Origin of the sequence: Bacillus sp. FSL K6-2869 (genome assembly GCF_040869405.1) — a bacterium.
GTDB classification, from domain to species: domain Bacteria; phylum Bacillota; class Bacilli; order Bacillales; family Bacillaceae; genus Bacillus; species Bacillus altitudinis.
In genome coordinates, this window is the sequence record NZ_CP152035.1 from 490415 (window position 1) to 502713 (window position 12299).

The following is a 12299-nucleotide window of genomic DNA, read 5'->3' on the forward strand; positions in this document are numbered from 1 at the left end:
CGAGAGCTTATTCGCTTCTCGGCTTTTTTGCTGTGACACAGACAGCGAGGGTGGGACGAATCTCTTCATATTCAACAGAAAACTGATCAAATCCAGCAAATTCTAAATCATTGAGGATGCTTTCGCCCATTTCTTTTGTCCGATTGGCGTCCGCTCCTTTTTCTCTTGGTTGCATCACAATGACGAGTGTTCCGCCCGGCTTCAAGGTGTGATAAAGGTTGAGTGCGCCAGCCTTTGGGTCATCCCAAATCGTATAATTGTTAACAGAAAGTACTTTGTCATACTGATCCGCCGGCAGGCGCGTTTTTTCAATTTTCCCGACATACAGCCGGACCTGCTTCTCTTTGGATCGTTTCTTTATACGCGAATGCGCCTGTTCCTTCATAGTTGAAGAAGCATCTAGTCCATCAATGTGAAGATCGTCAAAATGCTTGAGCATATGTTTGATGCTATAGCCGGGGCCATAGCCTATTTCCAATATGTTTTCACCATCTGATAAATCTAAATGCTGGATCGCCCATTGATTCAGTGCCTTATTTTCATTTGCCATAATAAAACCTGCGATGCTTCCGAGCCAGCCTTTTGGTCTGCTAAAGGTTTTAGAAATGGTTGACAGCATGTGAGAACGCTCCTTTTTTATGTTTATGTAACCGATTTTTCCCATCCTGAAACCTGTCAGTTTTCAAAACGCATCGATGACGCATAGGGATGTTTGAGTGAAAAAATGAAGTGGTAATGAAAGGATACATCAACAAATCAAGGAGGAGCTTACACATGGATTTACGTGAATACTTAACAAATGGCATTCCGCGCCAAACGCAGGATCAGCAGCCAGGCAGTGAAAGAGAAATGAATCCTGCGCCGATCTATGAGGATGAATCGTATAAAGGGTCTGGTAAGCTAAAAGGAAAAGTAGCGCTGATTACAGGTGGAGATAGCGGAATTGGACGTGCCGTTTCTGTCGCGTATGCCAAAGAAGGAGCTCATGTCGCGATCGTATACTTAAATGAACATGAGGATGCAGAGGATACGCAAAAACGTGTAGAACAGGAAGGCGTCAAATGTTTAACGATTGCAGGGGATGTCGGGGACGAAGCCTTTTGTGAGAAAGCGGTAGAAAAGACAGTTGAAGCCTTTGGACAGCTGGACATATTAGTCAATAATGCGGCCGAACAGCATCCGAAAGAACGTATTCAAGATATTTCTAGTGAACAGCTTCACCAAACCTTTAGAACCAATTTCTATTCTTATTTTTATTTTACGAAGAAGGCACTCGATTACTTAAAACCGGGAAGTTCCATTATTAATACAACATCTATTAACCCGTATCGAGGCAACAAGGTACTGATTGATTATACAGCGACAAAAGGGGCCATCAACGGCTTTACTCGTTCTATGGCACAGTCGCTTGTGAAAGATGGAATTCGGGTAAACGGTGTAGCACCCGGTCCAATATGGACGCCGCTCATTCCATCTACATTTGATGAAGACAGTGTCGAAAGCTTCGGGGCCGAGACACCAATGGGAAGACCAGGACAGCCTGTGGAGCATGTAGGCTGCTATGTACTGCTTGCTTCGGACGAATCGTCTTATATGACGGGACAGACACTTCATGTCAACGGCGGTTCCTTTATGAATACATGATCAATAGCACGCCGCCCAGATTTGATTGGGCGGTGTATTTAGTATTTCTTCCGATTCTTCTGTACAGATGAGACAGACCATATGATAATGCCCACAACAACCGCTGCAATAACAAGTGAACTCAAATGGAACATCGTTTCATGATGCATATTCAACTTCCCCTTTCAATGTATCCGTTTTTTATAGCATCAGCTAGAAGATGTCTTTTTATGAAAAACACATTTCTTTGTTTAATGAATGGATTGTCGTGGAAACCTAAGAGTACGGATGACATTTTGAAGGAGTGAAGATACATGTCACAAGAAGAGTTAAAGCAAAAGGTAATGAACTTATTAGACGAACAAAAAGTGGGAACATTGGCGACTGTTGAACAAGATAAGCCGCATACCCGCTATATGACTTTTTTTCATGAAGGGCTGACATTATATACACCAACAAGCAAAGAAACACATAAAGCGGATGAGATTGAAAAAAATCCGAATGTTCATATTCTCATTGGTTATTCAGGTGAAGGATTTGGGGACACATATGCAGAAATCGCAGGTAAAGCCACATTAACGGATGATCCAGAACTGATCGACCGCCTTTGGTCAGATGAGATGGAGAAATGGTTTAAAGGAAAAGATGATCCAAACCTAGTGATCCTTAAGATTGACCCAACCTCTATTCGTTATATGAACGAAGGAAACCGGACACCAGCAGAATTATCACTTTAACACTTGCGTAAGTTGGGGGAACGTGTTATAGTTTTATATTAAGTGTTGAAATAGCAAATAAATAAAGAAAGTAAACTTTCTTTTTTCTATGACATAATGAGAAGCAATAGAGCTTCTACTTGATAAGAACGAGACGCTGTCAAAGCGAACAAACTTATTCTTTTCCTTCTGCAACCGCCCCCCTATAAAAGCGGAAGAATGGAAAAAAGACGTTTTGATTTACAATTCACACTGGCACGGCTTCGGAGCCGTAAGGACGAATGAGAGGTAGGGCTTTCGTTGTCTTGTTATCCAGAACTTCCATGGCGTTTACTTTCAAACGTAGGTTCACTCGGAACACATATGACACACTGATATGATCGAATCTTAATTCATACACTCCGTGACGGAGATTAAACATTGATTATTTATTTGCATGAAAAGAGTAAGAAACGGGCTGCCATCTATTTGGCAGCCTTTTTTAGGTTAAAAGCGGACACCATCCGCATGACATCCCCTTCAAAAAGATCCGCCGCCAACAATAGAACAACGAACACTCATCGACAGAAAGAGGAAATGCTTCATCATTACTCACTTCGCCCTTTCTTCTGATACCTCCAAATCCGGCCAATAAAAAAGAACATCACCGTAAACAAAATAGAGAAGATCAACATGTCCAGCAGTGTCACGCCTCTATCTGGATGCACAACCCCAAACCAAACCCATTGAAGAACAAAAGAGATAGCAAAATAAAAGATGGATTCTTTCATGAAATTCTCCTTTTTACTTGTTTTTTTGACTGTTTAGCCATACCATCCAGATGAAAAAGGAACAAATGGCGCATGCGAGCAAAGTGACAGGCGGCAAGGTGTACCAGCTAGTCAGCCCCTTTACAAAGCACATATAAAAAAAGAAAATGGTAATAGATACGAGCACCCCTTGCTTGAACCAACGAGGAACACGCAGCCAAGCCGCTAGAATGATTGATGATAGCTTATCCATTGAGATAACATCCTTTTTTTGAATCTGATTGGATTTTATCGTAAACAATCAAATATGTAAAATATGGATTTAGAAAGTTGGAATGGTATTCTGCTAGCATGAAACATTCTCGCTGCACTGACGTATAAGAAAAAGGAACTCCATGAAAGGAAGCGATCAAGTGAAAAGAATACCAGTGATTTTCCTCAGGTATATTGTCTTCTTTATTCCAGCAATCATTCTTAGTGTCTTGGTGTGGAACCATTACCAAGATGATTTGTCAGCAGGGAAAGCGACGCAATATGACGTCAAACAAATATTTACATTCGATGAAGGAAAACGAGTGGTGAGTGCTGTATCAAAAAACCAGCAGCTCCATTTTGCAATGTATGATCCTCAATCAGGAAAAAGAATCAGTGAATGGACCACGGAAAGCGATACGTTTAATGAAATGCTGCCATCTATTCAAGGGAACAACCTCTTACTTGCTTTAAAAAATAAAGAGGGGCAGCTGTTGATCGAGAAACTGTCTCCAAGCGGAGCAAAGAAAGAACTCGTTAAGCAAAACTTACAGATTCCCTCATTTTTAAAAACGAATACATATCAATGGAATGGACGACTCTTGTTTACAGGAGAAAAGGAAGGCGCTGCTGCGGTCCTCGGTGAGCTAAAGAATGGTCAGTTTCATGTCCACAATCTCAACGAGCTGAAGCTACCAGCAAGACCTGTTTCCATCGATGTCGTCATGAATTCTTTTAGAGGGCAGACCCCATTCCCTATGTTTGAATTGACTTTGAAAAATGACCAGAAGGCGTATGTCAGCGGAATCTCAAACGAGAAGCATCAGCTTGGGGTCTATGTCTCCAAAAGTGCTGAACCGTTCAGCCTCATTGAAGATAAAGTCGAGCAGCAGCTGCAAAAAACGATCGGATCATCACAAAACGTTGCAGTCGCTGTCGAATCTAACTATCCAAAAAGACCAAGGAAAGTGAATGCAGAGGGAAGGCTTGGGGAAGTCGTCCCAACACCAAAATCGATTTACCAAACCTTTATCTACCAGCTGAATGAAGAAGAAGTTCTTCTTTTAGGCTCTACAGCAAAGGACGAAGCAAAAGGTAAGCTGACTGGTTATATTTATAATCATCGCACGAATAAGGCGACGTCTGTCAGCAAGCTTTTTCAGTCGTTGTCATATGAATCTTTACAAAAAGAAGATCTCTCTTTCAATAAAAATGTGAAGAGCGATTGGCTCTATTATTCACTTGGCAACCAATTAACGGGGGCATTTGAGACGAAAAGCAAACAGCTAAAGGAATTCCCTTTGCAAAAAGTCATCTCAATCGAAAATGCAAGTCCAGCTCACCAAACGTCTGTTGACACCTTTATGCAATATGTCATGAAGGGAGGACCACTCATTCTCAACTGGGCGATATGGATCTTGATCCCACTGCTGTTATTTGTACTTGCCATCTTCCTGCCGCCGATCTTAAGACTAATGAGAAAGAACAAGATAAAGGACAGTGTCACACTAGAAGCTAATATCGTATCTGTCAAAGAAACGGGTACCTACATCAACGAACAGCCGCTGGTCAACATGCAGCTTCAATTTCAATATGAGGGACAAAACATCGAGAAGACGGTTAAAACGGTTGTATCCTATACCCAGATACCGCAACCGGGTCAGCGTATCGCCATTCTCTACAATCCGAAAAAGAAAAAAGCGATGCTCTTAAAAGAGGGTGACTTCTCGCAGCCAAGCGAGCCAAAATTCATCAAAGGCGCTGTTTTAAGAAATATAGAATCATATGGAACCGTAGGACGAGGCACGGTCTTATCGCTTACATTTGAAGCAGATCAGAAAAGGTATACCATTCCGATGGTTCAAGCGGCTGGTTTTGAATTTAAAACAGGAGAAAAAGCCGATCTCGTTGACATCAGCGGTCAGTTGAAAATGGCAGCCTATGGCCATGAAGTGCGGAATCGATCGGGGAAAGACGTGACGTTAACAGGAACGGTCCAGCGTGTGAAGCAATATCCAGTCACGATTCATGATCAGAAGCCTATTATGCTGGATGTGACGGTTTCTAGCGGAGATCAATCCATCACAAAAACGGTCAGTCAATTCATCCCTGACCATATGGAGGTCGCAGCCGGCACTCAAATCACGATCCAGACAAAGAAAGAAGAGCTGGATAGAGAAATGGGTCTTATGCAAGAGAAACAAGGAAGTGCAAAAGTGACCCATGTCACATTTTCCGGTGTCATCGGCAACCAGCCGTTAGCGATCATTCAGATTGAGAGAGATGGCGTGATGTATGAAGTGAAACAGCCAATCGATCCGATCACTAGCGTACTGCCAGGTGATGAATTATGGGTGGCATATCACGAAATGACACGTCAAGCAGCCATTGTGAAATATGCATCGATTTAAAAAATACGTCAGCGTGTAGAAAAAGGGCTAAAACGAATTTCGTTTTAGCCCTTTTGATTAAGCTTTTGTATCATACTGGCGAAGCACCTTATCATAGGCGAAGTTGCCGAAAGGAATGAATGCCGCAAAGAATCCGGCGATGGACCATTTCAAATGCCAGCGAACTTTAAATGTCACATATGCCAAAATGAGCATGTAGATCACAAACAATGCGCCATGAAGAGAGCCCACAATGGTGACCGCCATCGGAATATCCGCAAAATATTTTAGAGGCATGGCAATTAAAAGAAGGGTTAAAAGAGACATACCCTCAATAAAACCCGCCTGTCTCAGACGGCTAATACTTGTATGCATATACAAATCCTCCTGTATAAAAGCTAGTTTCTCATCTTCTAATATAAACGAAAGATCGTCTGGACATGCGGAAATCTACGAAAAATTCAAAATATGTTCATGGAATGCTTAAAAAATGGGAAAAGTCCTTTACTCCTTGTTTGTTTCAGAGAGTACTTGCTTTAAGTGCATCACATCATGCAATAAATGCTCCGTCATCGCTTGAACGGCTTCTGTGGAGCGGCGCTTTTTTATTTTAGAATAGATGGCTGCATGCTCTCTTTGAATGGTTTCAGCACGAGCCCCGCCGCTAAAATGAAAGATGCGGCAATAGTGAATGAGTGCATTTACGTGATTCAATTGTTTGGATAAGCGGTCATTGTGACTCGCCAAAATGATTTTTTGGTGAAAGGCTTCATGTAACTGGACGATCTCTTTAGAGGGCAGCTGCTGCTTGATCGCTTCGTCCGCCTGCGTGAGAACCTGCTCAATTTCATCCATTTCTCTTTGCACGGCTTCCTTACAGGCAAGCTCAACAGCAAGTGTTTCTAAAGCTACCCGAATTTGATAAAGCTCCTCGACATCTTTTTCTGTTAACGTATAGACGGAATAGCCTGATCGATGATCCGCGATTAAGAGCTCGTCTTTTTCTAACAGCCTCATCGCCTCTCTTACCGGTGATCGGCTTACGCCAAATTGTTTGGCAAGCTGTGTTTCATTGATGCGCTCTCCTGGCTGAAACTGGCCATCAAAAATCATTTGCTTCAGCTGTTCATAAAATTGCATGTGATACGGTGTTGGTCTTTCCATCTCGAATGAATTCATGCCATCATTCCCTCTTTTATACATCATCTTTTGTCTCATGTTATCCAAGTTTTTCCCTCTAGGCAAGCCTGCATCAAAAAGTCAATATCGTACAATCCAAGAGAAAAGGGGTGTGCTACACTTATGATCAGTTCAGCGAAAAGAGGGATCGACATGAACACACAAGAGGAACGAACTGTACATTTTGATCAAGACTTACAAATAGAGGCATATCGCTTTCATGGCATCATGCAAAAGTTCCCGAATCATTTTCATACATATTATGTGATTGGATTTATTGAAGACGGTCAAAGACGTTTGGTCTGCCAAAATCAAGAATACATCATTGAAAAAGGTGATATCCTTCTTTTTAATCCGTATGATAATCACGCATGTGAACAAATTGATCACAGGACACTCGATTATCGCTGCTTAAATATTGAAGCAGGTTTGCTAGAGAAGGTCTTTCAGCACAAACCGCATTTTAAAGCCCCTGTGTTTTCACAAAGTGAACTAACAAAGCCATTATATGATCTACATCAAATGATCACAGAAGAAGCTCCTGCTTTGAATAAACAGGAAACCTTCTATTTCTTTATGAAACAATTGATTGAAGCCTATGCTGATACCTCAGAGGAAAAGGCATCAGCCACACGTGCCAACGAACAAAAAGTCCGAGACGTACAGCAATATATCGAAACACACCTCACGGAAAATATATCGTTAGAAGACTTAGGCGAGCTTGTGTCCATGAACAAATATTCATTGCTGCGTGCTTTTACAAAGTTTAGAGGCATCACGCCGTATCGTTATTTACAGACAGTCAGAGTGAACTTTGCGAAGGAGCTTCTCGCCCAAGGAGTGAAGCCTGTAGATGCGGCTGCCTCCGCTGGATTTTCTGATCAAAGTCATTTGAGTCATTTCTTTTCAGAATTTATTGGGCTCACGCCAGGGCAGTATCAGCAAATTTTTGTAAAGCAGGTAACAGCTGATGAAAAATAAACAGCTGCTCGGTCATTTAGCGGCCATGTTCACCATTTTTTTATGGGGATCTACCTTTATCTCTACCAAAATATTATTAACGGCTTTTTCTCCAACAGAGATTTTATTTTTCCGTTTTTTTATAGGGTACTTGGCTCTGATGATCATCTATCCGTTTACGATGAAGGTGCAAAGTAAAAAGCATGAAGGGATGTTTGCGCTGGCAGGTTTATGCGGTGTGGTCTTATATTACTTTTTAGAAAATGTCGCACTTACTTATACGTTCGCTTCGAATGCAGGTGTCATCAGCTCCGTTGTCCCATGCTTCTCTTTTTTATTGACTTATTTTTTATTAAAAGATGAGCCGCTGCACAGCCGGTTTTTCATAGGCTTTTTCATCGCGATGACGGGAATCGTGCTGATTAGCATGAATGGAATGACGACGTTTCAATTGAATCCACTCGGTGATGCCTTAGCATTAACAGCAACCATCGTCTGGGCATTCTATTCCATTTTATCGAAGATGATCAACCAATATGGCTACCATATCATTCAGGTAACAAGGCGTGTCTTCTTTTACGGACTGCTATGGATGATTCCACTGATCTGGCATTTTAAGGTTCGTTTAGACTGGGAGCGGTTGACCAATCCATCGTTTGCCTTCCACTTGCTGTTTTTAGGCGTCTTTGCATCTGCTATTTGTTTTCTGACATGGAGCTTTTCCGTGAAGACGATCGGTGTGGTGAAATCAAGTGTGTATATTTATGGAGTGCCTATTATCACGATGATCATTTCAATGATCGTTCTTCACGAGAGCTTGACCTTCATGTCTGGGCTTGGAACAGCACTGACCTTAGGAGGTTTGCTGCTTTCAGATAAAAAAAGTGCGGGAAGAAAGAAACAGAAGCCCCATGTGCTGATGCAAGATAAAAAGGCGCTTTGATCAAAAAAAGCGTCTTTTGTCCATTGTAAGAACACGCACTCTTTAGTAAACTCAAATGAAACGGTCGACGGTCGACCGATAACAAAGGGGGAAAAATCAATGAAGCATGTTTCAATTGCAGCGATACCAGGTGACGGGGTTGGAAAGGAAGTTGTGCCTGAAGCTATTCGAGTTTTGAAAGCGGTATCAGATGTGCATGGCGGTCTGTCTTTCACCTTTCAGGACTTTCCGTGGAGCTGTGAGTATTATTTAGAGCATGGCGAAATGATGCCAAAGGATGGATTGGAACAACTAAAAGCCTTTGACAGCATTTTCTTAGGAGCAGTCGGAGATGCCAATTTAGTGCCGGATCATGTATCACTTTGGGGATTGCTCATTAAAATTAGACGTGAATTTGAGCAAGTGATCAACGTTAGACCTGCAAAACAGCTGAGCGGCATTCGCTCCCCGCTTGCTCACCCAAAGGATTTCGATCTTCTTGTTGTAAGAGAAAACGGTGAAGGTGAATATAGTGAAATTGGAGGCCGCATCTATCAAGGGGAAGATCAGCTTGCCATTCAAAATGCTGTTTTCTCAAGAAAAGGGACAGAACGAGCCATGCGTTTTGCCTTTCAATTAGCAGAAAAGAGACGAAAGCATGTGACAAGTGCAACCAAATCGAATGGAATCGTTCATACAATGCCATTTTGGGATGAAGTGTTTCAAGACGTAGCCAAGGATTATCCAAAGGTGACAGCAGACTCGCAGCACATTGATGCGCTTTCAGCCTTCTTTGTGACAAGACCTGAGAAATTCGATGTAATTGTTGCCAGTAATTTATTTGGCGATATTTTAACTGATCTTGGGGCAGCCATTATGGGAGGTATTGGCGTGGCGCCTGCTGCCAACATCAATGTAAATGGCAAATATCCATCAATGTTTGAGCCTGTACATGGGTCAGCCCCAGACATTGCAGGAAAAGGAATCGCCAACCCAATCGGTCAAATTTGGACCGCTAAACTCATGCTTGATCATTTCGGAGAGGAAGAACTCGGTACACACCTGCTCGAAATCATCGAGTCAGTCACAGCAGACGGCTTTTTAACGGCAGACATCGGCGGGGCTTATCGAACACAAGAAATCACAAACGAAATCATCAAGCGCTTGAAGAAATAATCCGTCATTAGAACCACATCTCCACGTCTGCTATAATAAAAGGATGGATAGAAGAAAGAGATGTGAAATTTCGTGTCAAAAACAGTTGTATTAGCAGAGAAACCTTCGGTAGGACGTGACCTTGCACGTGTGCTGAAGTGTCATAAAAAAGGAAATGGTTTCTTAGAAGGAGATCAATACATTGTCACGTGGGCGCTGGGCCACTTGGTGACACTGGCTGATCCAGAAGGCTACGGGAAAGAATTTCAATCCTGGCGCCTAGAGGATTTACCAATTATTCCAGAACCACTCAAGCTTGTCGTGATGAAAAAGACAGGGAAGCAGTTCCAAGCGGTCAAAGCGCAGCTGGCGAGAAAAGATGTAAAAGACATTGTCATCGCAACAGATGCTGGACGTGAAGGGGAGCTTGTGGCAAGGTGGATTCTTGAAAAAGCACATGTGAAAAAGCCTCTAAAACGTTTATGGATTTCGTCTGTTACAGACAAAGCCATTCAAGAAGGGTTCAAACGATTAAAAGACGGCAGAGAGTATGACAACTTGTACCGCTCTGCGGTTGCGCGTGCAGAGGCCGACTGGATTGTAGGGATCAACGCAACAAGAGCGCTGACAACGAAGTTCAATGCGCAGTTATCCTGTGGACGTGTGCAAACGCCAACGATTGCTATGATCGCCAAGCGAGAGGAAGACATTCAGCAATTCCAGCCGAAGCCGTTCTTTGGGCTGACTGCACAAGTTGACGGACTGACGCTGACTTGGCAGGATGCAAAGACAAAACAAAACCGTACATTCCAAGAGGATGTAGTGAAGGAGCGCTTGGCAGCCTGTAAAGGAAAATCTGCAGTGATTGATGCACTGAAAAAAACAGCGAAAAAATCCTTTGCTCCAGGGTTGTATGACCTGACAGAATTGCAGCGTGATGCCCATAAACGCTACGGTTTTTCAGCAAAAGAAACACTGTCTACACTTCAGCGTCTGTATGAGCAGCATAAGCTCGTCACGTACCCGCGTACGGATTCACGTTTCATTTCGGCAGATATCGTGCCTACATTAAAAGATCGACTCAAAGGAATGAACGTTAGACCTTACGCGCAGCATGTGAATCGCATTTTACAATCAGGCATTAAAGCACATAAAGGATTCGTCAACGATGCCAAAGTGTCAGATCACCATGCGATCATTCCAACCGAGGAAGAGCTGTATCCAGGTGCATTAAGCGATAAAGAGCGTAAATTATATGACCTGATTGCCAAGCGATTCCTCGCTGTACTGATGACCCCTTTTGAATATGAGGAAACAACAGTGATCGCCAAGATCGGCAGTGAGACATTCACAGCGAAAGGAAAAATTGTGCAATCAGCCGGTTGGAAAGCCGTGTACGATGATTCCTATGAAGACGAGGAATCAGCCGAAGCAGATCAGCACTTGCCGGCATTAACAGAGGGGCAGTCACTTGACGTACGCCAATTAAAAGAGACAAAAGGCGAAACGAAACCTCCTGCTCGTTTTAACGAAGCGACCCTTTTATCTGCCATGGAGAACCCGTCTGCATTTATGGAGAACAAGGAAAAAGACTTAGTGAAAACCCTTGGCGAAACGGGTGGATTGGGGACAGTGGCAACTAGAGCTGATATCATTGAGAAACTGTTTAACAGCTTCTTAATTGAGAAAAAAGGCAAAGACATCTTCATCACATCGAAAGGGAAGCAGCTTCTTTCTTTAGTACCTGAAGATTTAAAGTCACCTGCTTTAACAGCGGAATGGGAACAAAAGCTTTCTAAAATTGCGAAAGGCCAATTGAAAGCTTCTCAATTCATGAGTGAAATGAAGTCATATGCAAAACAAGCCGTATCTGAAATCAAACAAACGAACCAAACCTTTAAGCATGACAACATGACAGGCACACATTGCCCTGACTGCGGAAAACTCATGTTAAAAGTGAACGGGAAAAACGGCACCATGCTTGTTTGTCAGGATAGAGAATGTGGACATCGAAAAAATGTGGCAAAGAAAACAAATGCACGCTGCCCGAACTGTCATAAAAAGCTTGAGCTACGAGGAGAAGGTGATGGCAAAATATTTGCCTGTGTTTGTGGTCATAGAGAGAAACTGTCTGTTTTCGAAAAACGCAAATCACAATCCAATCAAAAACGAGCCAGTAAGCACGATGTGTCCAAATATATGAAGAAACAAAAGAAAGTGGAAGAACCAATCAATAACGCACTTGCAGAACAATTGAAGAAACTAAAATTAGATCAATAGTTGTGTAAAAACCCATGTGAATTCGCATGGGTTTTTTGTTTGTTAGAGTATTTTGACATGTTGTTTTTCTGTA

Annotated in this window: 12 protein-coding genes; 7 read left to right on the forward strand and 5 right to left on the reverse strand. The window is 42.5% G+C overall.

Annotated features, from left to right (window positions below; translation table 11 throughout):
* Positions 1–7 precede the first annotated feature (7 nt).
* Positions 8–619, reverse strand: coding sequence for a class I SAM-dependent methyltransferase (locus tag MHI58_RS02345; RefSeq protein ID WP_045035030.1), 612 nt, complete (start codon positions 617–619; stop codon positions 8–10).
* A gap of 155 nt (positions 620–774) precedes the next feature.
* On the opposite strand from MHI58_RS02345, the gene MHI58_RS02350 reads away from it, so the two are divergent.
* Together MHI58_RS02350 and MHI58_RS02355 are read left to right on the forward strand one after the other, a co-directional pair.
* Complete coding sequence (locus MHI58_RS02350; RefSeq protein WP_024720227.1) at positions 775–1644, forward strand: SDR family oxidoreductase; 870 nt, start codon at positions 775–777, stop codon at positions 1642–1644.
* A gap of 293 nt (positions 1645–1937) precedes the next feature.
* Positions 1938–2360, forward strand: coding sequence for a pyridoxamine 5'-phosphate oxidase family protein (locus tag MHI58_RS02355; RefSeq protein WP_008347166.1), 423 nt, complete (start codon positions 1938–1940; stop codon positions 2358–2360).
* 566 nt (positions 2361–2926) lie between these two features.
* Here MHI58_RS02355 and MHI58_RS02360 read toward each other — a convergent pair.
* On the reverse strand, positions 2927–3109 hold the full coding sequence (locus MHI58_RS02360; RefSeq protein WP_008347162.1) for a hypothetical protein: 183 nt from the start codon (positions 3107–3109) through the stop codon (positions 2927–2929).
* Between the two features lie 13 nt (positions 3110–3122).
* Positions 3123–3341 (reverse strand): hypothetical protein, encoded by a 219-nt coding sequence (locus tag MHI58_RS02365; protein ID WP_024720228.1) that lies wholly within the window; start codon positions 3339–3341, stop codon positions 3123–3125.
* Positions 3342–3501: 160 nt separating this feature from the next.
* Between MHI58_RS02365 and MHI58_RS02370 the strand changes: the two genes are divergently transcribed.
* Positions 3502–5751, forward strand: a complete 2250-nt coding sequence (locus tag MHI58_RS02370) for a hypothetical protein (protein WP_228003908.1) — start codon at positions 3502–3504, stop codon at positions 5749–5751.
* Positions 5752–5808: 57 nt separating this feature from the next.
* Here the strand turns inward: MHI58_RS02370 and MHI58_RS02375 are convergent, their stop codons facing one another.
* Both MHI58_RS02375 and MHI58_RS02380 read right to left on the reverse strand, forming a co-directional pair.
* Positions 5809–6105 carry a DUF3817 domain-containing protein gene (locus MHI58_RS02375; RefSeq protein ID WP_008347156.1) on the reverse strand — a complete coding sequence of 99 codons (297 nt, stop codon included), beginning with the start codon at positions 6103–6105 and terminating at the stop codon, positions 5809–5811.
* A 129-nt stretch (positions 6106–6234) separates the two neighbouring features.
* Positions 6235–6909, reverse strand: a complete 675-nt coding sequence (locus tag MHI58_RS02380; protein WP_045035043.1) for a GntR family transcriptional regulator — start codon at positions 6907–6909, stop codon at positions 6235–6237.
* A 153-nt stretch (positions 6910–7062) separates the two neighbouring features.
* Here MHI58_RS02380 and MHI58_RS02385 point away from each other — a divergent pair, with 153 nt between their 5' ends.
* The 4 genes from MHI58_RS02385 (at position 7063) to MHI58_RS02400 (ending at position 12226) form a co-directional block, all read left to right on the forward strand.
* Positions 7063–7890: an AraC family transcriptional regulator gene (locus tag MHI58_RS02385; protein ID WP_045035044.1), complete on the forward strand. Its 828-nt coding sequence runs from the start codon at positions 7063–7065 to the stop codon at positions 7888–7890.
* Positions 7880–8812 (forward strand): DMT family transporter, encoded by a 933-nt coding sequence (locus MHI58_RS02390; protein ID WP_045035032.1) that lies wholly within the window; start codon positions 7880–7882, stop codon positions 8810–8812. The genes MHI58_RS02385 and MHI58_RS02390 overlap by 11 nt, the downstream gene beginning before the upstream one ends.
* 99 nt (positions 8813–8911) lie before the next feature.
* Entirely contained in the window at positions 8912–9967 is a 1056-nt protein-coding gene (locus tag MHI58_RS02395) for a tartrate dehydrogenase (protein WP_045035033.1), read from the forward strand.
* A 72-nt stretch (positions 9968–10039) separates the two neighbouring features.
* Positions 10040–12226: a DNA topoisomerase III gene (locus MHI58_RS02400; protein ID WP_045035034.1), complete on the forward strand. Its 2187-nt coding sequence runs from the start codon at positions 10040–10042 to the stop codon at positions 12224–12226.
* Positions 12227–12299 lie beyond the last annotated feature (73 nt).